This window comes from Rhizobium sp. EC-SD404, assembly GCF_902498825.1.
Lineage (GTDB): Bacteria > Pseudomonadota > Alphaproteobacteria > Rhizobiales > Rhizobiaceae > Georhizobium.
In genome coordinates this window covers 2,852,622-2,878,175 of the sequence record NZ_LR701459.1, presented here as the reverse complement: position 1 = coordinate 2,878,175, position 25,554 = coordinate 2,852,622, and the positions used below count along the sequence as shown (strand labels likewise).

Here is a 25,554-nt window from a genome sequence, read left to right as displayed (position 1 = left end):
GGAGGCTGCGCGGTCAGGCGAACACACCGTTCAGAGGCCATTTTGGGCCCATCTGACACGGGAGTTGTCTTTATGATCGTCTTGAACCGCGGCTTGACGGCCGTAGTCTTCACTGTGCTTGCCTCGTCTGCCTATGCCCACCACCCGATGGGCGGCGAAACGCCGTCCACATTCTCCGCCGGTCTTCTGTCCGGCATCGGGCACCCGATCATCGGGCTCGACCATCTGGCCTTCATCATCGCCGTCGGCATCGCGGCAACGCTCACGCGTCATCGCTTCGCCATGCCGCTCTTCTTCGTCGGGGCGACGGTGGTCGGAACGCTCGTACATCTCGCATCGGTGGGACTGCCCTTCGTGGAAGTCATGGTGGCGCTGTCGGTCGCGGTGCTCGGCATCATGCTGCTTTCGGGCCGCGACTACGCGCCGGCCGCCTACGCTGCCGTCTTCGCGCTGGCCGGCCTCTTTCATGGTCATGCCTATGGCGAAGCCGTGTTCGGTGCCGAAACAACGCCGGTTCTCGCCTACCTCGCCGGTTTCGCAGCGACCCAGTACCTGATTGCGATCGGCGCCGGGCTTGCGGTAACGGCGCTGTTCGCACCGGGCCGAACTGCCGAGAATGTCGCATTGCGGATTTCCGGTGGTGTCGTGGCAGGCGTTGGCGCTTTGCTCGTGGGCGAGCATCTGCTTGCCGCGATCGGTCTCGCCTGAGCGGATGGCAGCAGCACGGAACGGGGCGGTCTTCGTCCTCGGCGGAGCCCGCTCCGGCAAATCGGCATTCGCCGAGACGCTGGCGCGGGAGACCGGCCTTCCTCGCCATTACGTCGCGACGGCACAAGCCTTCGACGACGAGATGCGTGCCCGGATCGCACGCCACCGGGTTGATCGAGGTGCGGACTGGGTGACCCATGATTGCCCCCTGTCGCTGACGGGAGTGCTGCGCGAGCACCTGCGTCCCGAACGCGTCGTGCTGGTGGACTGCCTTACGCTCTGGGTCACCAATCTCATGATGGAGGAGCAGGGCGATGCTGCGATCGAATCCGATTTCGACGATCTCGTCTCGCTCCTCGTCAGCCCGCCCGGACGCGTTATCCTCGTCTCCAATGAGGTCGGTCTCGGCATCGTTCCGGAAAATTCCATGGCGCGCGCCTTTCGCGATCATGCAGGGCGCCTGCACCAGAAAATCGCGGCGGTCGCCGACGAGGTCTACTTCGTCGCAGCCGGCCTGCCGCTCAAAATGAAGGGTTAGTTTCCATGCAAGCGAAGATACCGGCAACGGTGATCACCGGCTTCCTCGGCGCCGGAAAGACGACGCTCATTCGAAACCTGCTGATGAATGCGCAAGGGCGCCGCATCGCGCTGATCATCAACGAATTCGGCGATCTGGGCGTCGATGGCGACGTGCTGAAAGGCTGCGGTGCCGAAACCTGTACCGAAGACGACATCGTCGAACTGACCAATGGCTGCATCTGCTGCACGGTCGCCGACGACTTCATCCCGACGATGGAAAAGCTTCTGGAGCGCGACCGCCTGCCGGATCACATCATCATCGAGACCTCGGGCCTCGCGCTGCCGCAACCGCTCGTCAACGCCTTCAACTGGCCCGGCATCAAGGAGCGCGTCACGGTTGACGGCGTCGTCACCGTCGTCGACAGCGCCGCAGTCGCGGCCGGCCGCTTCGCCGATGACGAAGATCGCGTCGACGCCATGCGTGCCGCCGACGAGAGCCTCGATCATGAAAGCCCGCTGGAAGAGCTGTTCGAAGATCAGCTGACGGCGGCCGACCTCATCATCCTGAACAAGAGCGATCTCGTCGACCTGGAGCGCATGACCGCGGTGCGGATTGACGTTGCGGCGCGCACGAGCCGCAAGCCGCAGATGATCGAGGCGTCGGGTGGCAACGTGTCGGCGGCCGTCCTTCTCGGGCTCGGCGTGGGGACCGAAAGCGATATCGCCAATCGCCGATCCCATCACGAGATCGAGCACGAGAATGGCGAGGAGCACGATCACGACGATTTCGAAAGCTTCGTCGTCGATTTGGGCGCTGTCGCTGCACCCGACCGTTTCGCGTCGGCCCTCAAGGACGTCATCGCGACCCACGACATCCTCCGGCTCAAGGGCTTCGCGGACGTCGAGGGCAAGCCCATGCGCCTCGTGGTGCAGGCGGTGGGGAGCCGCGTCGACAGCTATTTCGACCGTGCCTGGAAGCCTAACGAGGAGCGCGGGACGCGTCTCGTCGTCATCGGTCTTCATGATGGGCTCGACGAGGCGGCGATCACTGCAGCGCTGCAAGACGCCGCGCGATGACGATGAAACGCCGACCATGCGGTAATGGCGGCAAGCGACGGCGGCCATGCACCTCCTCCTGAGCCAGAAGGGCTCGATTGCCGACGGAGACGAGGCGATCGATCTCGGACAGACGCCGGGCGATATCCTTTTCCTATCGGCTGCCGATACGGAACTGGCAGCAATCGCGGCTGCCAGGGCGGGCGGCAGTGCCGGTGCGCGGTCCGTGCGTGTCGCGAGCCTGATGACGCTGAAGCATCCGATGTCGGTCGATACCTACATCGAGCGGACGGCACGCCACGCCCGGCTGATCGTCGTGCGCGCGCTCGGCGGAGCCAGCTATTTCGCCTATGTGCTCGATGCGCTGCTGGCGACGGCCGCCCGGGAGGGCATCGCGCTGGCGGTGCTGCCGGGCGACGACAAGCCCGACGAGGGTCTTGCGCGGTATTCGACCGTTCGACCGGCTGACCGGGAAGCGCTCTGGGCATTTCTCAACGAGGGCGGGGTGGAAAACGCCCGCGGCCTGCTCGATTACGCGGCGGCGATGATCGACGGCTCGACAAGGCCGGGCGGCGCGGTTCCGCTGATGCGAGCCGGCGTGTGGGCGCAGAACGGCTCTCAGCACGGGACGAAAGCCGGCCGTGTTTCCATCGTATTTTACCGCGCACTTGTCCAAAGCGGGCAGACGGCGCCGGTGAAAGCCTTGGTCGACGCGCTTTCGGCACGAGGCTTCGCCGTCACGCCGCTTTTCGTTTCCAGCCTCAAAGACCCAGTTTCGATCGCGGCCGTCGAACGAAGCTTTGCCAAGGCGCCGCCGGACGTCGTCATCAATGCCACCGGTTTCGCCGTCTCGGCGCCGGGCGGTGCAACGAAAGGCACCGTGCTGGAATCGACCGGCGCCCAGGTGCTTCAGGTGGTGTTCTCCGGCTCGGCGCGATCTGCGTGGGAGGCGTCGGCGCAAGGGCTGTCGGCACGCGATCTTGCCATGCATGTGGCGTTGCCTGAAGTGGACGGGCGGATCCTGTCGCGCGCTGTCTCGTTCAAATCGGCCGAGCGGTACGATGAGACGGTCGAGGCGAATATCGTCGCGCACGAGCCGTTGGCAGACCGCATCGATTTTGTTGCCGACCTTGCCGCGAATTGGGCGAGCTTGCGCCGAACTGCACCCTCCGACCGCCGCGTCGCGATCGTGCTCGCCAATTACCCGAACCGCGACGGGCGGCTGGGCAACGGCGTCGGCCTGGATACGCCGGCCGGCACCATCGAAGTGCTGAAGGCGATGCAAGGCGCGGGCTATGTGGTCGACGATCTGCCTGCCGATGGCGATGCGTTGATCACCGCGCTGATGGCCGGGCCGACCAATGCCGCCGTCGATGCCCGCGAAATTCGCGAGACGATGGCGCTCAATGATTACAAGGCGTTCTTCGCAACACTTCCCGAATCGATTCAGGAAGAGGTGGTCGCTCGATGGGGCGCACCGGAGCAGGATCCGTTCATCCTCGGCGATCGTTTTGCGCTGCCGCTGATGCGGTTCGGCCAGACGGTCGTCGGCATCCAGCCCGCGCGTGGATACAATATCGATCCGAAGGAAACCTATCACGCGCCGGATCTCGTGCCGCCGCACGGCTACATCGCCTTCTATGCCTGGCTCCGCACGGTCTATGGCGCCCATGCCGTCGTCCATATGGGCAAGCACGGCAATCTCGAATGGCTGCCCGGCAAGGCGCTGGCGCTTTCGGACCGGTGCTATCCGGAAATCGTGTTCGGGCCGATGCCGCATGTCTATCCGTTCATCGTCAACGATCCGGGCGAGGGGACGCAGGCCAAGCGCCGCTCGTCTGCGGTCATCATCGATCACCTGACGCCACCGCTGACGCGCGCCGAGAGTTATGGGCCGCTCAAGGACCTAGAGGCGCTGGTCGATGAATACTATCAGGCCGCCGGCAGCGATCCGCGCCGGATCAAGCTGCTCAAGCGACAGATTCTCGAGCTGATGCGCGATATCGGCCTCGACCATGACGTCGGCATCGCAGCTGGAGACGGAGACGATGCAGCGCTGGAAAAGCTCGACGCTTACCTCTGCGACCTCAAGGAAATGCAAATCCGCGACGGGTTGCATGTTTTCGGCGTGGCACCCGAGGGCCGGCTGCTGACGGATCTGACCGTCGCATTGGCACGCGTGCCGCGCGGTCAGGGCGAGGGCGGGGACCAGAGCCTGCAGCGCGCGATAAGCCTCGATGCCTTCCTCGCGTTTGATCCGCTCGATTGCGGCTTGGCCGAGCCCTGGACGGGACCGAGATCGCCGATGCTTGCCGATGTCACGCCCGACCCATGGCGCACCCACGGCGATACGGTCGAGCGAATCGAATTGCTGGCAACCAGCCTCGTCGCCGGTGAAACCGCTTGCCCGGCCGACTGGGCGGCAACACGGGCTGTGCTCGGTGAAATCGACCTGCAATTGATGCCGTCGATCGTCGCCTCGGGCCCAGCCGAGATCGCGGCCACGCTTACGGCGCTCGACGGGCGCTTCGTGCCGCCCGGACCATCCGGGGCACCGACGCGGGGACGGCCGGACGTGCTGCCGACCGGGCGCAATTTCTATTCCGTCGACAGCCGCGCCGTGCCCACGCCGGCCGCCTGGGAACTTGGCCGCAAGTCGGCCGAACTCCTGATCACGCGCTATGCGCAGGACCACGGCGACTGGCCGACATCGCTCGGCATCACCGCATGGGGCACATCCAACATGCGCACCGGCGGCGACGATATCGCCCAGGCCCTGGCGCTGATCGGCGTCAAGCCTCTGTGGGACCACGCTTCCCGCCGCGTGACTGGCTACGAGATCATTCCGCCGGCGATGCTCGGGCGGCCACGGGTCGACGTGACGCTGAGGATCTCCGGATTTTTCCGCGACGCGTTTCCCGACCAGATCGCGCTTTTCGACAAGGCGGCCCGCGCTGTCGGCGCCCTTGACGAGGATACGTCGGAAAACCCGATCGCTGCCCGGATGCGGCAGGAGGCCGAGGCTTTCAAGGCGCAGGGCATCGAGGAAGCGGCGGCGCTGAAGCGCGCCGGCTATCGTGTGTTCGGGTCGAAGCCCGGTGCCTATGGTGCGGGATTGCAGGCTCTCATCGACGAGAAAGGTTGGGCCGAGAGAGCCGATCTTGCGGAGGCCTATCTCGTCTGGGGCTCCTATGCCTATGGCGCGCAGGCTGAAGGCATCGCGGAGCGCGGCCTGTTCGAAGAACGGCTCGGCACCGTGGACGCGGTGGTCCAGAACCAGGACAACCGTGAACACGATCTTCTCGATTCGGACGACTACTACCAGTTCGAAGGCGGGATGACGGCGGCAGTCGAAGCGCTGAAAGGCGCGCTCCCCGCAGTCTATCACAACGACCATTCGCGGCCCGAAAAGCCGGTGATCCGTTCGCTGGAGGAAGAGATCGGCAGGGTCGTGCGCGCCCGGGTGGTCAACCCGAAATGGATCGCAGGCGTGATGCGCCACGGCTACAAGGGCGCCTTCGAGATCGCCGCGACCGTCGACTACATGTTCGCCTTTGCCGCGACGACGGGTGCGGTGCGCGACCATCACTTCGAACTCGCCTATCACGCCTTCCTTGTGGATGAGGACGTGCGGGACTTCATGCACGAACGGAACCCGGAAGCGCTGAAGGAGACCGCAGCGCGCTTCATGGAAGCAATCGACCGCGGCATGTGGACGCCGAAAAGCAATTCCGCCAAGTTCGATCTGGCCAAACTCATGGAGGGTGCCTCGTGATAAAGACCAGGGAAGGCCGATGCCTTTGCAGAGCAGTGCGCTTCGAAACGTCCGGCGATCCGAAATGGGTGTCGTTCTGCCATTGCGAATCCTGCCGCCGGGCAGTGTCGGCGCCAGTTGCCGCTTTCGCGTCCTTCTCTGAGGATCAGGTGCGCTTCACCGGCACCGCGCCGCAGACGTTCCGCTCCTCGCCTGACGTGGAGCGCGCCTTCTGTGGACGGTGCGGATCACCCATCTGGTACCGTCATGATGATCTGGACGGTGACTATCACCTGCTTCTCGCTGCTTTCGAAGACGATCACGACTGGCAGCTCGAGAAGCACGATTTTTATGGCGAGCATCTGCCCTGGCTCGTCGTCGGCGACACGCTGCCCAAAGAGGATTGACGCAAAATGGCTGTAAAGTCGGAAAAGCTGGCCGGTTTGAGCGAAGACGAGCTGAATGCGCGCCATGCGGAGAAGATGAAGAAAAAGAAGGCGGCACGCGACAAGATCATCGCCACCAAGACGATCGAGAAGGGCCTTACGATCGTTCATACCGGCAAGGGCAAGGGCAAGTCGACGGCCGCATTCGGTCTGGTGTTCCGGGCGCTCGGCAACGGGATGAAGGTCGGCGTCGTCCAGTTCGTCAAAGGGAAGTGGGGAACGGGGGAGCGCAACGTGCTCGACAAGTTCCCGGAGCAGGTGACGCTCGCAACCATGGGCGAAGGCTTTACCTGGGAGACGCAAAACCGCGCACGCGACATAGCGGCCGCCCAGGCGGCCTGGGAAAAAGCGAAGGCGATGATCCTCGACGACGAACACCAAATGGTGCTTTGCGATGAGCTCAACATCGTGCTGCGCTACGATTATCTTCCGCTCGAGGAGATCATCGATGTGCTCAAGGCAAAGCCCGAAATGAAGCACGTCATCATCACCGGTCGAAATGCCAAGGACGAGCTCATCGAGTTCGCAGATCTCGTCACCGAGATGGAAATGATCAAGCACCCCTTCCGTTCGGGAGTCAAAGCGCAGGTTGGGATCGAGTACTGAGCATTTGTTCCACCCTCACGCATTTGTGAGTCCCTAGGGGGCTTTTTCGCGGAACGGGAGAGCGCCCGTCACGGTTGCGTGTCCGAACACAATCGTGACGAGGGAAAGATCATGAAAAGCTCAACCTACCTCCGTGCCATCGTGGCTTCGACTGCTCTTGGCTTTGCCGCTCCCGTCTGGGCGCAGGTCGACGAGACCTACGACACGGGCAATGGCTCGATTCAGGTCGAGACCTTCGCCTCCGGTTTCGGCCAGCCCTGGGGCATGGTTCAGCTGCCGGACGAGACATGGCTCGTCACCGAAAAGGAAGGCAATCTTCGCCTGATCGGCGCAGATGGCACACCGTCCGAACCGATTTCGGGCGCGCCGGAAGTGGACGCCCGTGACCAGGGCGGCCTTCTCGACGTGGCGCTCGACCCGGCCTTTGATGAAAACCGTCTTATCTATATGAGCTTCTCGGAGCCTGGCCCCGACGGCACGAACTCGACCGCGGTGTTCAAGGCTCGTCTGTCCGGTGACGGCACTGCGCTCGAGGAGGGAGAGGTGATCTTCTCGCAGCAGCCGAAGCTGCCGAGCACCGCCCATTTTGGATCGCGTCTCGTCTTCGATAATGACGGGCTGCTGTATGTCACGCTCGGCGAGCGTTCCGATGCGGAATTCCGTGGCCAAGCGCAGGACCTCGACAGCCATCTCGGCAAAATCGTGCGCATCAACACTGATGGCAGCGTGCCGGAGGACAATCCGTTCGTCGACCAGGCAGAGGCGCTTCCGGAAATCTTCTCCTACGGCAACCGCAACGTTCAGGCCGCGGCACTTAATCCTGAAACAGGGGTTTTGTGGGAAATCGAGCATGGCCCGCGCGGTGGCGACGAACTGAACATCATCGAGGCAGGCAACAATTACGGCTGGCCGTTGGTGACGGAAGGTGTCGAATATTCGGGCGACCCCATCAACGACGGCGAAGCGACGATGGAAGGCGTGACAGATGCGATCCTGACCTGGACGCCGGTCATCGCGCCGTCCGGCATGATCTTCTACCAAGGCGACGCCTTCCCTGACTGGCAGGGCGACATCTTCGTCGGCGGCCTCGCCTCGACAGCGCTCGTCCATGTCGGCGTTGAAGGCGATACGGCAACGGAAGAGGCGCGCTACATGGAAGACCTCGGCCTGCGCATACGTGACGTGGCCGAAGGCACGGATGGATCGATCTATGTGCTGACCGATGATTCGAACGGCCAGATCCTGCGCATCTCGCCGGCCGACTGATCGTTCGACTTCAGAAGCCTAGACATCGATGCCACCGCGTCAGCGCGGTGGCATTTTTCGTTTCAATAGCCGATCAGTGTCCGGATCGGATGATCGGCATCCATCAGCAGCCGGACGGCAAGCGCGATGCAGACGAGCACGAGAAGCGGGCGGATTAGTTTCGCGCCGTTCTTCATCGCGAGACCCGCGCCGACCCGCGCGCCGGTGAATTGTGCCACGCCCATCAGAAGCCCGATCTTCCAGTAGACCACGCCCATGAGCGCGAAAACGACGAAGCCGCCGAGATTGGACGCGAAGTTCAAGAGTTTGGTATGGGCCGTCGCCTTCAGGACGCCGAAGCCTGCGAGCGCCACGAAGGCTAGCATGAAGAACGATCCGGTGCCGGGCCCGAACAGACCATCATAGAAGCCGATGATCGGGACCAGTAGGATCCCGAAAAGAGCAGGGCGCATCCGTTCCGCGCGATCGAGATCGTTGAGATCCGGCTTGAATGCAAAATAGACCGCGATCAGTATGAGCAGCACCGGCAGCAGCGTCGCGAGGACGATGCCCGGCATCACCGTTGCCAAAAGCGCGCCTGCGCAGGCACCGACGAACGAATAGACGGCCCAGCGCCACTGCTTCTTCAGGTCGACATGCCCCTTCCTGGAATAGGCGATCGTCGCCGAGGCCGAGCCGAACAGCGATTGCAGCTTGTTGGTGCCGAGCGATTCAACCGGAGGAACGCCCGCCAGAAGCAGGGCCGGAACGGTGATGAGGCCGCCACCACCCGCAATGGCATCGATGAAACCGGCAAGGAACGCGGCGATCACCAGGATCAACGTCGCTGTGGATAAGATGTCTTCCAATGGTGAATGCCGCGCCCGTGTGTTTTGATCGCCTATGGCAGAGCACGGACGCGGCGGCAATGGTGTCGTCGGTTCGGATGCCCTGAATCGGCTCTCGCGCGCAGGCCGGTTCGTTTGAGGCGGCGCATTGGGGCGCGATCGCTTTTGCAAGCGGCCGCGGTCGATTATGAACCTGCTCCGCAATCTGGGTGTATCGCTGACGCACCGCCGCCGGCGAAATCAGCTCGCCCGAAGGCTCGATCCCAAACCGCAGATCGTGGCGCAGATGCTCTTGCTGTTTCGCACCATCCTGGCGGACGGCATCGTGCGCGAAAAGGAGATGAAGGTCTTCTCCGACATTTGCGGGCGGCAATTCGGCGTCCTGGCCGAAGAGATGATGGCTCTGCACAGCTACCTGGAGCGATGGCAGCGGCGTGTCGATGCGGAAGCGCACATAGCTTCGCTCAGCCAGCTGCCTATGGATCAGCGGCGACGACTGGTCGACCTGATGGTCGAAATCGCCGCCGTGTCGAGCGAAGGCGACGCGGAGCCCGGCACTTTTAGTCGGCAAGCGCAGATTTTCATCACGGATGCCCGGTCGGCACTCGGGCTTTCCGCACAGGAATGGCAACCGGCGCCTGCGCAAAATCACTTGAAATCATAAGCCTTTCATTTGACCGGGGCGGTGTGCTCGACTAGCTTCGCCCGGCACGATGGCGCCCGATCGATGGATGCGGGCTGAGAGAAAATCCGGTGAGGCCGACCGAAATCCGGGGCCGATTCCGGAAGCTGTCAGAGCTTCAGACCGCACCATTATCCGGTGCGGCGGGCGTTGCGTGCGGACCCGTGTTCCAAACCGAGAGCCGCCGCCCATGACCTCTTTAATCCCCGACGCGTCCAGCGAGAAGATCGGCATCATGGTCTGCGGCCATGGCAGCCGAAATCAGAACGCGGCGCGGGAATTCTCGACGGTTGCGGAAGGCCTGCGCGCGCGCTATCCGGGCGTGGCGGTCGAATACGGCTATCTCGAATTCTGCAATCCGGTGATTTCGGCGGGGCTCGATGCGCTGCGTGCCGAAGGCGCAACCAAGATCCTCGCCGTGCCGGGCATGCTCTTTGCCGCCGGGCACGCCAAGAACGACATCCCCTCGGTGCTCAACACCTACCAGGCCGAGCACCGCGATGTCGTCATCCATTACGGGCGCGAGCTCGGCGTCGACCTGAAGATGATCCGGGCCGCCGGCGACAGGATTGCCGAAGCGATCGCCGAGGCTGACGCAGCGCATGGGACGGTCGATCGCCATGAAACGCTGCTGATGGTCGTCGGTCGCGGCGCTTCCGATCCGGACGCGAATTCCAACGTCACCAAGGTCATGCGCATGATCTGGGAAGGCATGGGCTTCGGCTGGGGCGAGACCTGCTATTCCGGCGTCACCTTTCCGCTCGTCGAGCCCGGTCTCGATCATGCGGCGCGGCTCGGCTATCGGCGCATCGTCGTGTTTCCCTATTTCCTCTTCACCGGCGTGTTGGTGAAGCGCATCTACAGCTATACGGATGCGGTTGCCGCGCGCCATCCGGACATCCAGTTCGTCAAGGCCTCCTATCTGAACGACCACCCGCTCGTGCTCGACACGTTCCAGGACCGTGTGCAGGAGATCCTCGACGGGCAGGCGCTGATGAACTGCCAGATGTGCAAATATCGCGAGCAGGTGCTGGGCTTCGAGGCGGAGGTCGGCCTTCCGCAGGAGAGCCACCACCACCATGTCGAGGGCATCGGCGGCGGGCTCGAAAACTGCCCCTGCAAGGGCGACTGCGATGCCTCATGCCGCGACGAGGACTTCTGTCGCCTCCACGGCCTGCCGTTCACGCCGGTGCACAGCCACGCGCAACCCGCCGCGCTGGACCCGGTCGCGCATGTGCATCACGACCATGATCATCACGATCATGCCCATCATGGGCACAGCCACGATCACCATCACGACCACACCCACGATCATCATCATGGCCACGACCATGATCACGGGCATACGCATGACCACAATCATGACCATGACCACGCGCACCATCACCATCCCTATCCCCATGCGGATCATCCGCTTGGGCCGCGTTCCATGGAGAAGCCGAAGGGGACGGGCGGTCGCTGATGCCGCTCTTCGATGCCTATCTGATGGCCGACTGGTCGGCGGCCAATGTGCCGCGGCTCGGCAAGGATTCTATCTGGATCGCCTATGGCGAGCGCCGGAACGGGGCGTTCACGCTGGCCTGGAACCGCAATTTGCCGACCCGCAAGGCCGCGCTCGACCTCATCGTCGAGACGATGATCGCCTGCGAGCAGGCCGGCCTGCGGCTGATGTCCGGTTTCGATTTCGCTTTCGGCTATCCGCAAGGCACGGCAGAGCAGCTGACCGGCACAGCCGGCTGGGAAGCGATCTGGGCGCACCTCGCCGATGCCGTCATCGACGATGATCGGAATGCGTCGAACAGGCTCGCCGTCGCCGCCGCGCTCAACGGCAAACTCGCTCGCCACCACGGCGTGCGGTTCTGGGGCAACGGCTCGAAAACGGACCATGACGGGCTTTTTCGCACCAAGGAACGCTTTGCGCCGGGCAGCATCGCCGAGCGACGGTTGATCGAACGGCAACTGCCGGGCGCCAAAACCGTGTGGCAGCTGGCGGGCGCGGGTGCCGTGGGCAGCCAAAGCCTCGTCGGGATCGCCGCGCTGGAGCGGCTGCGCCGCGATCCGCGGCTCGTGGGCAAGCTCAAGGTCTGGCCATTCGAGACCCGCTTTGCCAAAGCGCTCGACGCGCCGGTCGTCATTACCGAGATCTATCCGTCGCTGCTTCCTGTCGAGCAAAAGCCCGGGGACACCTGCCTGGACGAATCGCAGGTGCGGGCCGTGGTCGAAACCTTCGCCACGCTGGATGCCGCCGATGCGCTGGAACCGCATCTCGCGGCACCGGTTGGCTTGGGTCAGGCGGATCTCGATGCGGTCGTCCGCGAGGAAGGCTGGATCGTCGGCGCCACGACCTTGAAGGCGGCCATCCCGCCGGTCGGCCGGAAAAAGCCGGCATCTGCTATGAAGCAGGCACCAGCGCCGGCATCACTCGATTATATCCGCGATCCGGACGAAATCTATCGGCGCTCGTTTTCGACCATCGAGGCAGAAGCGGATTTTTCGCGTCTTCACAAGGATTTGCGGACCGTCGCTGTGCGATTGATTCATGCCTGCGGCATGGTCGATCTCATCGGCGATATCGAAGCCTCGGTCGACGCGGCGGTTGCCGGGCGGTCGGCACTTCGAGCCGGAGCACCCATTCTGTGCGACGCGGAAATGGTCCGCCATGGCATCATCGTGCGCAGCCTGCCAGCCGATAACGAGGTCATCTGCCTTCTGAACGAAAAGGGCGTGGCACCATTGGCGAAAACCCACGGGACGACGCGCTCCGCCGCGCAGGTCGATCTCTGGTTACCGCATCTGGAGGGCGCGATCGTTGCGATCGGCAATGCGCCGACCGCTCTGTTCAGGCTTCTCGAACTGATCGAGGCCGGCGCGCCGAAGCCGGCGCTCGTCATCGGCATGCCCGTCGGCTTCGTTGGCGCGGCGGAATCGAAACACGCGCTTGCGACGCTGCCGCATGGCATGTCCTTCATCACGGTCACTGGTCGCCGTGGCGGCAGCGCCATGGCGGCGGCTGCCGTCAATGCACTCGCGCTGGAGGCCAGCCGATGAGCTCAGCGGATGGCAAGCCAACCGATAGAACCGCGCCTTGGTTGACGATCGTCGGGAGCGGGGAAGAGGGCGTCGCCGGACTGTCGCCGCGCGCCTTGGCGGCGATTGCCGAAGCTGAGACTCTTCTCGGTGCGCGGCGCGTGCTCGACGGGTTGCCAGGCGCCAACCTTGCCGGCAAAATTGTTCTCGACTGGAGCGAGGGGTTCGAAGCGACGCTGGCCGCAATCCTCGCGCGGCGCGGCATGCCCTTCGTCATCCTTGCAACGGGCGATCCGATGCATTTCGGCATCGGCTCGACGCTTGCCCGCCACATTACGCCTGCCGAGATGGAGATCATCGGCGCACCCTCGGCCTTTTCGCTTGCGGCGACCCGGCTTGGCTGGCCGCTTCAGGACGTCTCCTGTATTTCGCTGCACGGACGACCCGTCGCTCGCCTTGCCGCGCATCTTGCCGACGGGCAGCGAATTCTGGCGCTGACCTCCCATGGCCAGACGGTGCATGAGGCAGCGGCGATACTCGCACGCGCCGGCTATGGTGCGTCACGGCTGACGGTGTTGGAGCATCTCGGCGGACCGAAAGAGCGGATCGTCGATCTCGAAGCGAGGGAGGCGGGAGGTCAACTGTTCGCGGACTTCAACACGCTGGCGATCACCTGCATCGCCGATGCCAGCGTGCTGATCGACGGACCGATGTCGGGACTTCCCGACGATGCCTTCGAGCACGACGGCCAGTTGACCAAGCGCGAGATCCGCGCGGCTGTGCTGGCGCATCTGCGTCCCGGCGGCAGTCGTTTGCTCTGGGATATCGGTGCAGGCTGCGGGTCGATCGCCGTCGAGTGGTTGCGGGCTGCGCCGCTCGCCCAGGCGATCGCGATCGAGCCGGTCGAGCGAAGGCTCGCCATGATCCGCGCCAATGCCGAGACGCTCGGCGTGCCGCATCTGGCGGTCGTCGAAGGCCGTGCACCTTCGGGGCTCGCAGGGCTCGCCCGGCCCGACGCCGTCTTCATCGGCGGGGGAATTTCAGCAGAAGGGACGTTCGAGACGGCGTGGGCGGCGCTTCGTGGTAATGGCCGCCTCGTGGCGAGCGCCGTGACGCTGGAAAGCGAGGCGCGACTTCTCGATCTACACGCCCGCTTCGGCGGAAACCTCGTGCGCATGGCCGTCTCGCGGGCCGAGCCCGTCGGCCGCTTCATGGGTTGGAAGCCGCTGATGCCGGTGACGCTCTGGTCGGTGACGAAGCCAGCGGATGGTTCAGGGGGAAGGCAACCATGAGCGGCACGCTCTACGGGCTGGGTGTCGGTCCCGGCGACCCGGAACTCCTCACACTGAAGGCGCATCGCATCCTCACAGCGGCGCCCATCGTCGCCTATCCTGCGCCCGATAGCGGTGAAAGCTTCGCACGCTCGATCGTCGCAGGGTTTCTGAAACCTGAGCAGCGCGAAATCCCGATTGTCGTGCCGATGCGCGTCGAGCGCTTCCCGGCCCGCACGGTCTACGACAAGGCAGCCGCGGAGATCGGCGCCGCGCTTGTTGCGGGAGACGACGTCGCGGTGCTGTGCGAAGGCGATCCGTTCTTCTACGGCTCCTTCATGTATCTTTTCGAGCGGCTCGCCGGCGCGCATCGGACCGAGATCGTGCCCGGCGTATCTTCCATGGTCGCCGCTGCCGCCGCTGCCGGGCGGCCGCTTGCCGCGCGCAACGACGTGCTGACGGTGCTGCCGGCGCCGCTCGACGATGCCGCGCTTCAGGCACGGATCGAGGCCGCGGACGCACTTGCGATCATCAAGATCGGCCGCCATTTCAACCGGATCAGGCAATTGCTTCAGACATTGAATCTGGAGGCCGCAAGCCTCTATCTCGAACGCGTCACGCTCACATCCGAGCGCGTCTTGCCACTCGGCGCAGTCACCGAAGATGCAGCGCCCTATTTCTCGATGATCCTCGTCTACAAGGGTGCCGAGCATTGGATCGCCGATCTCACGGGGTCGAACCGATGAAGCCCGCGATCGTCATCCTGTCGACCCATGCGGTGCCGCTGGCGTCCAAGATCGCCGCCGCGATCGGCGGCGATATCCACGGGCTTGCACGCCGGGTGGACGTCAGTGACGTGCCGTTCGAGGACACGGGCGCTCATCTGGCCTCGCTTTATCAGCAAGGCCGCCCGATCGTCGCATTGATGGCGACCGGTGCGATCATCCGGCTTCTGGCGCCGCAACTTGCCGACAAGCATGCCGAGCCGCCGGTCGTTGCCGTCTCCGAGGATGGCGCAAGCGTCGTGCCGCTTCTTGGCGGGCACCATGGCGCCAACGATCTCGCCCGGGCCATCGCGGCTGCACTCTCCGCCCACGCGGCGATCACGACGGCGGGGGATCTGCGCTTCGGCGTGGCGCTCGACGATCCGCCCAGGGGCTACCGGCTGGCCAATCCCCAGGCCGCGCGCGCCGTGATGGCCGATCTCGTTGCCGGCGCCTCCGTCCGCCTCGAAGGGCAGGCCGACTGGTTGCAGGAGAGCCGATTGCCCATCGACGCCGGTGGCGACATTACCCTGAGAGTGACGCACACCGCCCGGAAGCCGGGGCCGCGGGAACTCGTCTATCATCCCGCGACGCTCGTGCTTGGCATGGGCTGCGAGCGCGGTGCTTCTGCGGCCGAAGCCATCGCACTTGCCGAGGACGCATTGTCATCCGCCGGGCTCGCTCCGGAAAGCCTCGCGGCTGTGGCGTCGCTTGATCTCAAGGCGGATGAGACCGCCATCCATGCCGTCGCCGCGCATTTTGGCGTGCCCGCGCGTTTCTTCGATGCGACGACGCTAGAAGCTGAAGTCGAGCGGCTGGAAAACCCGTCCGACATCGTATTTGCGGAAGTCGGATGCCACGGCGTGGCCGAAGGTGCGGCGCTTGCAGCCGTGGGTCCGGAAGGCGCGTTCATCGTCCCGAAGCGCAAGACTCGGGCAGTTACGGCGGCCATTGCGCGGGCAACCGCGCCTTTGGACTCCGAAACCATCGGGCGGGCGCGCGGCACGCTCTTTATCGTCGGCATCGGGCCGGGCAGTGACGCCTGGCGCTCGCCGGAAGTGAGCGGCATGGTGGAGCGGTCGAGCGATCTCGTCGGCTACGGCCTCTATATCGACCTGCTCGGGCGCCTGGCGGACGGCAAGATGCGGCATGATTTTGATCTGGGTGCCGAGGAGCTGCGTGTGCGCCACGCCATGGAGCTTGCGGGCACCGGGCGGACCGTCTCGCTCGTCTGTTCGGGCGATGCCGGTATCTATGCCATGGCGACGCTTGCCTTCGAGCTTCTGGACAAGGCCGGCGGGGAGGCGGGGCTGACGGATGCGGCGCGGCGGATCGAGATCGTCGTCTCGCCGGGTATTTCGGCTCTGCAAGCAGCTGCTGCGCGTGTGGGCGCGCCGCTCGGGCATGATTTCTGCACCATTTCGCTGTCCGATCTGCTGACGCCCTGGGCGGATATCCAGCGGCGCGTCACGGCGGCGGCGGAGGGTGATTTCGTGATCGCCTTCTACAATCCCGTCTCGAAGCGTCGGCGCACGCAGCTCGCGTATGCCCGCGATGTGCTGCTTCAACATCGGCCGGCAGATACGCCCGTGGTGCTCGCCACCAATCTCGGGCGCGAGGGCGAAATCGTTAGGATCGTGCCGCTCGCAGAGCTTCAGGTCGACGATGTGGACATGCTGACGGTGGTGATCGTCGGCTCGTCCGAAACTCGAACGGTCAAGACGGGCGAAGGGCGCACATGGGTCTATACGCCTCGCGGCTATGCCGGGAAGGCGGGAACAGCGATGGGAACAGCGTCATGACGGTCTATTTCATCGGAGCCGGGCCCGGAGCGCCGGATCTCATCACCGTGCGCGGCCTCAGGCTCATCGAGCGCTGCCCGGTCTGCCTCTATGCCGGATCGCTGGTGCCGGAAGAGATCGTGAAGGCTGCACCGGAGGGTGCGCGCGTCATGGATACCGCGCCGATGCATCTCGATGAGATCATCAAGGAGATCGTGGCCGCGCATCAGCGCGGAGAGGACGTTGCCCGCGTGCATTCCGGCGACCCGTCGATCTACGGCGCGGTTGCCGAACAGATGCGCCGGCTCGACGCGCTCGGCATCGATTTCGAAATCGTGCCGGGCGTTCCCGCCTTCGCCGCCGCCGCCGCGAAGCTGAAGACGGAACTCACGCTGCCGGAAATCGCCCAGACGGTGATCGTGACCCGCACCGGCATGAAGGCCTCGGCGATGCCGGAGGGCGAGCAACTGGAAATCCTCGGCCGCTCCGGCGCGACGCTCGCCATCCATCTCTCGATCCGCAACCTCGTCTATATCCGCGAGGCGCTGGAACCTTATTACGGTGCGGATTGCCCGGTCGTCATCGCGTACCGCGCCACGTGGCCCGACGAGCTCTATATCCGCACTACGCTTGCCGGGATGAAGGATGCAGTGCGCGAGGCAAAGATCACCCGGACGGCGCTCGTCATGGTCGGCAAGGTGTTCGGCGATGTCGAGTTCCGAGATTCGGCGCTCTATGACGCCGATTACGCCCATGTGCTGCGCAATCGCGGCAAGAAGCAGCGGGCGACTTCATGAAGGGTCGGCAAGCCTGCGCAAAAGTTCCGCTCCGAGCAGCGCCTCGACGGACGCGTAGCTGTGCAGGCCAACCAGGTTCGGCGGACGGTCGATCATGAGCACCGGGAGGCCGAGCCGACGGGCGGCTTCGATCTTGGCATATGCGCCCCGGCCTCCGGAGTTGCGGCAGACGATCATGTCGATGCCACGCCCAGCCAGCATCGCCTCCTCGGCGTCAACGTCGAGATCGGGCTTGCCGAGCACAAGCACGGCGCGCTCAAAGGGCAGGTCGCTTTCCGGTTCGTCGATCATGCGGATGACGAAGGTCACGTCGGAGCGGCCGGCAAAGGGCGCGATGTGCTGGCGGCCGAGTGCAAGAAGCACCGTTGCATCCGTCGGGATGGCGGTAACGGCATCTGCGATGGTCGCGACGCGCTTCCAGCGATCGCCGTCGACAGGCTGCCAGGCGGGGCGTGCAAGGCTGATAAGCGGGATGGCGCAGAAATCCGCGGCTTTCCCTGCATTGGCAGAGATCGTGCCGGCGAAGGGATGGGTCGCGTCGATCACGAGGTCGACCGCATTGTCCTTGATATATGCCGCGAGACCTTCCGCGCCGCCGAAGCCGCCGACCCGGGTTTCGCCGGCAAGCGGTTTCGGTTCGCGCGTCCGGCCGGCAAGCGAGGTGACGATGCGGGCCTTGCCGGAGGCCGCGAGCCTCGCCGCGAGCTCGGCCGCTTCGCGCGTCCCGCCGAGGATCAGGATCGTTTCAGGCACTGCGGGCAAGAATGTCTCCCCGGCGATCGGTGACGATGATTTCCACGTTCACCGCCGCGCCCCGCAAGGTCGCGATGGCCGTCTCAAGGGCACGCGCCGCAATCAGCGGTGCGAGATCGATGCCCGAAAGGCGCGTCGTCTCAAGCACTTCGAGTGCCGTATTAGCATTGAGAATCCGCTCGCGAAGTTCGGCGTCCACGGTCTCCGCGAGATCGGCGAGGAACGCCATGTCGACCTGGCTGCGCGCGGAATGCAGGTCGAGCGCTCCTTGCGCGAGCTTCGTCAGCTTGGCGAAACCGCCTGCGATCGTCAGCCGCTCGATCGGGTGCACGCGCAGATATTTGAGCAGGCCGCCCGCAAAATCGCCCATGTCGATCAGCGCGATTTCGGAAAGCCCATAGATCGCCTGGGCCGCGGCTTCCGAGGTCGAGCCTGTCGCGGCGATCACATGGGTCAGTCCTTCGGCGCGTGCGACATCGACGCCACGATGGATGGAGTGGATCCAGGCGGAACAGGAAAAGGGGTGCACGATGCCCGTCGTGCCGAGGATCGAAAGCCCGCCGACGATACCAAGCCGCGGGTTCCAGGTCTTTTCGGCGAGCGCCTCGCCACCGGGTATGGAAATCGTGACTTCCACATCCGGCGAACGTCCATGTTCAGTGCAAATCGCTTCGATTTCCGCCCGCATCATGGCGCGGGGGACCGGGTTGATCGCGGCTTCGCCGACTGGCACGGGGAGCCCGGCCTTCGTCACCATGCCGACGCCCGAACCGGCGCGGAAGACGATGCCCACGCCTTGATGCAGGAAGCGGACAGACGCGATCACCGTCGCGCCATGGGTAACGTCAGGATCGTCGCCTGCATCCTTGACGATGCCGGCCGAAGCGACGCCGTCGGCAAGCGTCTCGACAGCAAGCGGGAAGGCGGGTTCTTCACCTTTTGGAAGGCGGATCGTCACGGGATCTGGAAAGTTGCCGGTGACGAGCGCGGTCAGCGCCGCCTTGGTCGCGGCGGTGGCGCAGGCACCCGTCGTCCAGCCACGTCGCAAAGGAGCCGCGCCGCCGTCGCCGGCTGGCTTGCTTCTTTTGCCGCGGGCTGTAGCGTCGTCGACCATGGCTCGCTTATAGGCGAGCGCATTGCGCTGGGAAAGGAGACCGGCCGTTGAGGCAATCATCATCGCCTTTTGCCGGCCTGCCCGAGCTTCTGCCCGGCCATGTCTGGCTGGTCGGCGCCGGCCCCGGCGATCCCGGCCTGATGTCGATGCTCGCGGTCCATGCGCTGATGCAGGCCGATGTGGTCGTGCATGATGCGCTGGTCGATGAAACGTGCCTGCAATGGGCGCGGCCGGGTGCCGAGATGATCTTCGCCGGCAAGCGCGGCGGCAAGCCTTCGCCGAAGCAGCGGGACATTTCGCTCCGGCTCGTCGAGCTGGCGCGCGCCGGACGCCGCGTCCTGAGATTGAAGGGCGGCGATCCGTTCGTGTTTGGCCGGGGCGGGGAAGAGGCGCTGACGCTCGTGGAGCACGAGGTGCCGTTCCGCATCGTGCCGGGCATCACGTCGGGCATCGGCGGTCTGGCCTATGCGGGCATTCCCGTGACCCACCGCGAGACGAACCACACGGTGACCTTTCTCACCGGCCATGATTCGTCCGGCCTCGTGCCGGACCGGATCGACTGGAACGCCGTCGCGAAGGGATCGCCGGTCCTCGTCATGTACATGGCGATGAAGCATATCGGCGTCATCGTCGAAAAGCTTTTGGAGGCCGGTCGTGGGGCGGACGAGCCGATGGCGTTCGTCTGCAATGCTTCGACGGCCGAGCAGCGCGTTCTCGTCACGACGCTCGGGCAGGCGCTTCCGGCGCTTGAGGATGCCGGGCTGGCACCGCCGGCGATCGTCGTTCTGGGCGAAGTCGTGCGGCTGCGCGCAGGCCTCGACTGGCTGGGCGCACTCGGCGGCAAGGCGCTGACAGCCGATCCGATGGGCGATCGGAGCGACCAGAAGCGGGACGCCGGCTGAGATGGCAGGCTTCCTGATAGCAGCGCCGAGCTCGGGGCAGGGCAAGACGACGGTCACGCTCGGGATCCTGCGCGCGCTCAAGCGGCGCGGCATCGCGCTGACGCCGGGCAAAGCCGGCCCCGACTACATCGATCCGGCATTCCACACGGCTGCCGCAGGTTCTGCCTGTTTCAATTACGACCCCTGGGCCATGCGCCCCGAACTCATGCTTGCCAATGCCAGCCTGCAGATGGCGGGCGGCAAGCTTTTCGTGGTGGAAGCCATGATGGGGCTCTTTGACGCGGCGGCAGACGGGCGGGGCTCGTCCGGCGATCTCGCACGGCTCATGCGGCTGCCGGTCGTCTTCGTCGTAGATGCATCGAAGATGTCGCATTCCATCGCGGCGCTCGTTCGGGGCTTTGCCCGCTTCGACGCGGGTGTGATGATCGCCGGCGTGATCCTCAACAATGTCGCGAGCGAGCGTCATGCGGCGATGCTGCGGGATGCGCTCGACCGAGCGGGCATTTCCGTGTTCGGCACGCTGATGCGCGACCCGGCCTTGAAACTGCCCGAGCGACATCTCGGTCTTGTCCAGGCGCAGGAGCACGAGGGGCTCGAAGCGTTCATTGAGTGCGCCGCCGATGCGGTGACGGTCGGCGTCGATCTCGATGCCGTACTGCGCACAGCGGGACTTTTCCGGCAGCCGGAGAGCGAGGCCAATATCGACCGCTTGCCGCCGCCGGGACACCGCATTGCGGTGGCGCAGGATGTCGCTTTCGCTTTCGCCTATACGCACATGCTTTTTGGCTGGCGGCGCCGCGGCGCGGAGGTCTCGTTCTTTTCGCCGCTCGCCGACGAAGCCCCGCCGGCCGATTGCGACGCCATCTACCTGCCGGGCGGGTATCCCGAGTTGTACGCGGGGCAGCTTGCTGCGGCGACGCGGTTTCGCGACGGAATGACCGCTTCACGCGACCGAGGAGCGGCGATCCTCGGGGAATGTGGTGGCTACATGGTGCTGGGTGACGGGCTTATCGATGCCGACGGTATCGAACATCCGATGCTCGGCATGCTGTCGCTGACGACGTGTTTTGCCGAACGTCGGCGCCATCTCGGCTACCGCGTGCTGACGCCCCTTGAAGGCGCGCCGTTCACCGCGCGCCTGAACGCACATGAGTTTCACTATGCGACGATCGTACGGGAGGAGGGCGACCGGCTCTTTTCAGTGACGGATGCACTCGGCACCGATCTGGGACATGTGGGTTTGCGGCGCGGGCGCGTGGCGGGCTCCTTCATGCATTTGATCGACCTTGCGAGTGATGCATGAGCGCATTGCCGCGCCATGGTGGCGGGCTTGCCGCCGCCTGCCGGCTGTTCGGCGGCCAGCCGCGCGACTGGCTGGATCTTTCAACCGGCATCAACCCGCTCGCGGCGAGATTCACTGGGCCGGGCGAAGATATCTGGCAGCGCCTTCCTGATGCCGATCTGACCGCATCCGCGCGCGCCGCCGCTGCCCTGCATTACGGTGTGCCGGACGACCATCCGCAGCCCTTGCCGGTGCCCGGAACTCAAGCCGCGATCCAGACGCTTCCGCGGCTTCTGGTCGGTGGCCGGCGTGTCGTCATCGCCGCGCCGACTTACAACGAATATGCCCGCGTGTTCCGCGCCGCCGGCTGCCAGGTGGATGAACTGCCGGCCGATGATGCGCTCGGAGCGGACGCGGATGCGATCATCGTCGTCAATCCCAACAACCCGGATGGGCGGCTTCTGTCGCGGGCGGATATTCTTGCCGCTGCCGACCGGCTGGCCGCGCGGGGTGGCACGCTGGTCGTCGACGAGGCTTTCGCCGATTGCGATCCGCGCGAGAGCGTGGCGGGCGATGCCGGGGCGCATCAGTCCCTGATCGTGCTTCGTTCCTTCGGCAAATTCTTCGGCCTTGCCGGCCTCCGCCTCGGCTTCGTCATTGCGCAGGAGGCCCGCCTGTCGGCGATAGAGGCGATGATGGGGCCTTGGCCCGTATCGGGCCCGGCGCTGGCGGTCGCTGCCGAGATCATGGCGGATCGCGGCCAGATCGAAGCGATGCGACAGGCGATCGGCGAGCGGAATCGAGAGACACGAAATGTTCTCGAGCAGGCTGGCCTTCATGTCGTCGGCGATGGCGGGTTATTCCTGCTCGTTCAGCATCCTGCAGCAGCGGACATCTACGATCACCTATGCCGTGATCATGTCCTCGTTCGCGCCTTCGACTATCGGCGTGACTGGTTGCGTTTCGGCCTGACGAAGGATGCCTCCGAGGCTGAGCGTCTTGCCGATGTGCTATCGAAATGTCCTGCAATGTCGAAATCCTGACCGGCCATGATCGTCGATCCCGAACGGCAATTGCTCATCCTCACTGCTGCGCTGCTTCTCGATCGCATCGTCGGCGACCCCGACTGGCTGTGGCGGCGCCTGCCGCATCCGGTCGTGATCTTGGGCAAGGCGATCGGTTCTGCCGACAAACGCTTCAACCGAGACGGCGCGAGCCCGGCTTCACGCCGTTTTGCGGGCCGGCTCGTGATCGGGACGCTTCTGGTGGCATCGGCGGTCACCGGCGTTGTTCTGGCGCTGCTGTTCGCGCATGCCAGCGTCGTCGGCGTGCTGCTCGAAATGATCGTCGTCGCTGTGCTTCTCGCGCAAAAGAGCCTGTCGGATCATGTCCAGGCGGTGGCCATCGGCTACCGCACCGACGGTCTCGAAGGCGCGCGTTTCGCGGTTTCTATGATCGTCGGGCGTGATCCGGCGACGCTCGATGAGAAGGGCGTTGCCCGTGCGGCCATCGAAAGTCTTGCCGAAAATTTCTCCGATGGCACTGTTGCGCCGGCCTTCTGGTATGCGCTGCTCGGCCTGCCGGGGATATTCGCCTACAAGATGCTGAACACGGCCGACAGCATGATCGGTCATCGCTCCGTCCGCCACATCGATTTCGGCCGCGCCTCCGCAATAGCCGACGATTGGGCGAACTGGCCGGCAGCGCGGCTGTCGGCTGTGTTGATCGCCGCCGGCGCCTTCGTCCAGGCGGGCCTGAGCGCGGCGCGGCGTGCGCTGAAGGTCGCCTTGATGGATCACGGGCTGCATCGCTCGCCCAATGCCGGCTGGCCGGAATCGGCGATGGCGGGTGCGCTCGATATTGCGCTTGCCGGGCCGCGGACCTATGGCGGCGAGCGCGTGGCCGAGCCGATGCTCAACGCAGCCGGGCGAACCTGCACAATGCCCGATATCGATCGTGCGATCCGCGTCTATGGCTCAGCGTGCTCGGCTTTGCTCGTTCTGACGGTGCTGCTGGCGCTTACAGTTCGTGCTTGATCGCCCAGCGATCGTGGAACCACTGCCACTGGCCAGGATATTCGCGCACCCAGCTTTCCACCTTGTCGTTCAGCATCTGCGCGGTGGCAGCGACGTCGACATTGCCGTTGGCATCCGTGGGGATCGTGACGGCCGGCTCGATTTCGAGGCGAAATCGACCGTTCGGCAGGCGGATCGAGCGAGCGGGATAGACCTCGCAGTTGTATTGGCGCTGCAGTTTGGCCAAAAGCGGATTGGTCTTGACCGGCAGGCCGAAGAATTGCGTCGTGACGCCCTTGTGGAACTTCTGGTCGACGAGCATGCCCACTGCCCCGCCTTCTTCCAGCGTGCGCGCCAGGGTCCAAGCAGCACCTGAATTGGAAGCGACCAGCTTGCCCATGCGGCCTTGGCGCGCTTTCATGACGCGCTCGGCGACATAGCGATTGTTCGGCGGTCGGAAGAGCGCCGTCACGTCGAGATCGAACGCGGAGGCCGCAATCGGCAAAAGCTCGAAATTGCCGGTATGGGCGGTGAAGACGATGAACGGGCGCGGATTGTCGCGCAGTTCTAGAAAGATGTCCGTGCCGGATACTTCGACGATGCCGGTGTTGCCTGCATCGGGATCGTAGTCAAACAGGTCATCCAGAAAGACGTACTCTGCTGCAAGGCGCGCCATGTTGCCCCACATGTCACGCGCGATGTCCTCGCGCTCCGCTTCGGTCTTTTCCGGGTAGGCGCGGCGCAGGTTTTCCATCGCAAGCTTGTGGCGCGACGTCATCGGGCCGATCCGGCGGGCCATGCGATCAACGAAATCGATCGCCTTCGTCGTCGGTAGCATCTGCAAAAGCCCGAGCAGGCCGAAGATCAGCTGCGCCGTTGCCCAGTCGCCGAATTTCTTGAGCGCCAGAACGATGCGGGTGATGAAGAGCTTCAAGCGATGGGTGCCCGTCAATCGATCTTCAGGATGATCTTGCCGAAGACCTGGCGGCCTTCCATGCGCTGCAGCGCGGTGTCGAGATCGTTGAACCCGACCTCGGTGTCGATCACGGGATGCACGATGCCGCGGGCCATCTTCTCCATCGCGTCCGCCATGTTTTCCATGCGGCAGCCGAAGGAACCGATGATCCGCAATTGCTGCTGGAAGACGTGCATCAGGTTGATCGAGGTGGAGACGCCCGAGGTCGAGCCGCAAGTGACCAAGCGACCGCCACGCTTGAGGCAGAGCATGGAGCCGGCCCAGGTGTCGGCGCCCACATGCTCGAACACGACGTCGACGCCCTTCTTCTTCGTGAGTTTGCGCACCACGCCCTCGAAACGGTCTTCGCGGTAGTTGATGACGTGATCGGCGCCGAGCGCCTTCGCCTTCTCGATCTTGTCGTCCGACCCGACCGTTGTGATCACGGTGCAGCCCATCTTCTTGGCAAGCTGGATCGCCGCCGTCCCGATGCCGGAGCCGCCGGCATGGACGAGGATCGTTTCGCCGGGCTCAAGCTTGGCGTTGTCGAACAGCATGTGCTCGACCGTGCCGAAGGTGACCGGGCTGAGTGCCGCAGCCACTGCATCGACGCCGGGCGGGGCGGGGACGAGCAGGCGCGCCGGCAGATTGACCTTTTCCTGCGCGAACCCATCGAGGTGGAAACCGTGTACACCGGAAACGTTTTCGCAGAGATTGTCGCGACCGGCGCGGCAATGGCGGCAAAGGCCGCAGGTGCGGGCGCCATAGATCGCGACGATCTGGCCGGGCTGCAGGTGACCGACGCCGGGGCCGACCGTTTCGACTTCGCCGGCGGCTTCCGCACCGATGACGAGCGGCATCTTGCGCTTGGCAAAGGCCATGCCGCGCCAGCCCCAGACATCGATGTGGTTCAGAGCGACGGCGCGGATGCGCACGGTGACTTCGCCGTGCGTCGGCGGCAGCGGCGGTGCGATGTCGGCGATTTCGAGCTTGCGGTCTTCGATAAGCTGGAGGGCACGCATGCGGAGA

At 64.7% G+C, this 25,554-nt stretch carries 23 protein-coding genes; 18 read left to right on the top strand and 5 right to left on the bottom strand.

Annotated elements, in window-relative coordinates:
• The first annotated feature begins 72 nt into the window (after window positions 1–72).
• The 7 genes from GC125_RS14715 (at window position 73) to GC125_RS14685 (ending at window position 8,355) form a co-directional block, all read left to right on the top strand.
• Window positions 73–708 carry a HupE/UreJ family protein gene (locus GC125_RS14715; protein ID WP_151986332.1) on the top strand — a complete coding sequence of 212 codons (636 nt, stop codon included), beginning with the start codon at window positions 73–75 and terminating at the stop codon, window positions 706–708.
• Window positions 709–712: 4 nt separating this feature from the next.
• Window positions 713–1,246: a bifunctional adenosylcobinamide kinase/adenosylcobinamide-phosphate guanylyltransferase gene (gene cobU / locus GC125_RS14710; RefSeq protein ID WP_151986331.1), complete on the top strand. Its 534-nt coding sequence runs from the start codon at window positions 713–715 to the stop codon at window positions 1,244–1,246.
• Window positions 1,247–1,251: 5 nt separating this feature from the next.
• A complete protein-coding gene (gene cobW, locus GC125_RS14705; RefSeq protein WP_151986330.1) occupies window positions 1,252–2,304 on the top strand; it encodes a cobalamin biosynthesis protein CobW in 1,053 nt (350 codons plus the stop codon).
• Window positions 2,305–2,350: 46 nt separating this feature from the next.
• Window positions 2,351–6,058 carry a cobaltochelatase subunit CobN gene (gene cobN / locus GC125_RS14700; RefSeq protein ID WP_151986329.1) on the top strand — a complete coding sequence of 1,236 codons (3,708 nt, stop codon included), beginning with the start codon at window positions 2,351–2,353 and terminating at the stop codon, window positions 6,056–6,058.
• Window positions 6,055–6,444, top strand: coding sequence for a GFA family protein (locus GC125_RS14695; RefSeq protein ID WP_199864588.1), 390 nt, complete (start codon window positions 6,055–6,057; stop codon window positions 6,442–6,444). Before cobN ends, GC125_RS14695 begins: the two co-directional genes overlap by 4 nt.
• A gap of 6 nt (window positions 6,445–6,450) precedes the next feature.
• Window positions 6,451–7,089, top strand: a complete 639-nt coding sequence (gene cobO / locus GC125_RS14690) for a cob(I)yrinic acid a,c-diamide adenosyltransferase (RefSeq protein WP_151986327.1) — start codon at window positions 6,451–6,453, stop codon at window positions 7,087–7,089.
• A gap of 111 nt (window positions 7,090–7,200) precedes the next feature.
• The gene (locus GC125_RS14685; protein WP_151986326.1) at window positions 7,201–8,355 is read left to right on the top strand and encodes a PQQ-dependent sugar dehydrogenase; all 1,155 of its coding nucleotides are present in this window, start codon (window positions 7,201–7,203) and stop codon (window positions 8,353–8,355) included.
• 62 nt (window positions 8,356–8,417) lie between these two features.
• On the opposite strand, the gene GC125_RS14680 is transcribed toward GC125_RS14685, so the two are convergent.
• On the bottom strand, window positions 8,418–9,203 hold the full coding sequence (locus tag GC125_RS14680; protein ID WP_151986325.1) for a TSUP family transporter: 786 nt from the start codon (window positions 9,201–9,203) through the stop codon (window positions 8,418–8,420).
• 166 nt (window positions 9,204–9,369) lie between these two features.
• Here GC125_RS14680 and GC125_RS14675 point away from each other — a divergent pair, with 166 nt between their 5' ends.
• The 7 genes from GC125_RS14675 to cobM all read left to right on the top strand — a co-directional run bounded on the left by GC125_RS14675 (window position 9,370) and on the right by cobM (window position 17,504).
• Window positions 9,370–9,846, top strand: a complete 477-nt coding sequence (locus GC125_RS14675) for a TerB family tellurite resistance protein (RefSeq protein WP_151986324.1) — start codon at window positions 9,370–9,372, stop codon at window positions 9,844–9,846.
• 208 nt (window positions 9,847–10,054) lie between these two features.
• A complete protein-coding gene (locus tag GC125_RS14670; protein ID WP_151986323.1) occupies window positions 10,055–11,326 on the top strand; it encodes a sirohydrochlorin chelatase in 1,272 nt (423 codons plus the stop codon).
• Window positions 11,327–12,258: 932 nt separating this feature from the next.
• On the top strand, window positions 12,259–12,912 hold the full coding sequence (locus GC125_RS20275; protein WP_151987944.1) for a precorrin-8X methylmutase: 654 nt from the start codon (window positions 12,259–12,261) through the stop codon (window positions 12,910–12,912).
• Window positions 12,909–14,183: a precorrin-6y C5,15-methyltransferase (decarboxylating) subunit CbiE gene (gene cbiE, locus GC125_RS14660; RefSeq protein ID WP_151986322.1), complete on the top strand. Its 1,275-nt coding sequence runs from the start codon at window positions 12,909–12,911 to the stop codon at window positions 14,181–14,183. Before GC125_RS20275 ends, cbiE begins: the two co-directional genes overlap by 4 nt.
• Window positions 14,180–14,908 carry a precorrin-2 C(20)-methyltransferase gene (gene cobI, locus GC125_RS14655; protein ID WP_151986321.1) on the top strand — a complete coding sequence of 243 codons (729 nt, stop codon included), beginning with the start codon at window positions 14,180–14,182 and terminating at the stop codon, window positions 14,906–14,908. The genes cbiE and cobI overlap by 4 nt, the downstream gene beginning before the upstream one ends.
• Window positions 14,905–16,728: a precorrin-3B C(17)-methyltransferase gene (cobJ, locus tag GC125_RS14650; RefSeq protein WP_151986320.1), complete on the top strand. Its 1,824-nt coding sequence runs from the start codon at window positions 14,905–14,907 to the stop codon at window positions 16,726–16,728. The genes cobI and cobJ overlap by 4 nt, the downstream gene beginning before the upstream one ends.
• Window positions 16,725–17,504, top strand: coding sequence for a precorrin-4 C(11)-methyltransferase (gene cobM, locus GC125_RS14645; RefSeq protein ID WP_151986319.1), 780 nt, complete (start codon window positions 16,725–16,727; stop codon window positions 17,502–17,504). The genes cobJ and cobM overlap by 4 nt, the downstream gene beginning before the upstream one ends.
• Here cobM and GC125_RS14640 read toward each other — a convergent pair.
• Entirely contained in the window at window positions 17,499–18,257 is a 759-nt protein-coding gene (locus GC125_RS14640; RefSeq protein WP_353617107.1) for a cobalt-precorrin-6A reductase, read from the bottom strand. The genes cobM and GC125_RS14640 overlap by 6 nt on opposite strands.
• Window positions 18,250–19,371, bottom strand: coding sequence for a cobalt-precorrin-5B (C(1))-methyltransferase (locus tag GC125_RS14635; RefSeq protein WP_151987942.1), 1,122 nt, complete (start codon window positions 19,369–19,371; stop codon window positions 18,250–18,252). The genes GC125_RS14640 and GC125_RS14635 overlap by 8 nt, the downstream gene beginning before the upstream one ends.
• A gap of 47 nt (window positions 19,372–19,418) precedes the next feature.
• On the opposite strand from GC125_RS14635, the gene cobA reads away from it, so the two are divergent.
• Genes cobA through cbiB form a run of 4 tightly spaced genes read left to right on the top strand, consistent with a single transcriptional unit; the run spans window position 19,419 to window position 23,591 of the window.
• Window positions 19,419–20,273 carry a uroporphyrinogen-III C-methyltransferase gene (cobA, locus tag GC125_RS14630; RefSeq protein WP_286165524.1) on the top strand — a complete coding sequence of 285 codons (855 nt, stop codon included), beginning with the start codon at window positions 19,419–19,421 and terminating at the stop codon, window positions 20,271–20,273.
• Between the two features lies 1 nt (window position 20,274).
• Window positions 20,275–21,576 (top strand): cobyrinic acid a,c-diamide synthase CobB, encoded by a 1,302-nt coding sequence (locus tag GC125_RS14625; protein ID WP_151986317.1) that lies wholly within the window; start codon window positions 20,275–20,277, stop codon window positions 21,574–21,576.
• Window positions 21,573–22,598: a threonine-phosphate decarboxylase CobD gene (gene cobD, locus GC125_RS14620; RefSeq protein WP_151986316.1), complete on the top strand. Its 1,026-nt coding sequence runs from the start codon at window positions 21,573–21,575 to the stop codon at window positions 22,596–22,598. Before GC125_RS14625 ends, cobD begins: the two co-directional genes overlap by 4 nt.
• A gap of 6 nt (window positions 22,599–22,604) precedes the next feature.
• Window positions 22,605–23,591 (top strand): adenosylcobinamide-phosphate synthase CbiB, encoded by a 987-nt coding sequence (gene cbiB, locus GC125_RS14615; RefSeq protein ID WP_151986315.1) that lies wholly within the window; start codon window positions 22,605–22,607, stop codon window positions 23,589–23,591.
• On the opposite strand, the gene GC125_RS14610 is transcribed toward cbiB, so the two are convergent.
• Entirely contained in the window at window positions 23,575–24,504 is a 930-nt protein-coding gene (locus GC125_RS14610; RefSeq protein WP_151987938.1) for a lipid A biosynthesis lauroyl acyltransferase, read from the bottom strand. The genes cbiB and GC125_RS14610 overlap by 17 nt on opposite strands.
• 14 nt (window positions 24,505–24,518) lie before the next feature.
• Entirely contained in the window at window positions 24,519–25,547 is a 1,029-nt protein-coding gene (locus tag GC125_RS14605) for a zinc-binding dehydrogenase (RefSeq protein ID WP_151986314.1), read from the bottom strand.
• Between the last annotated feature and the right edge of the window lie 7 nt (window positions 25,548–25,554).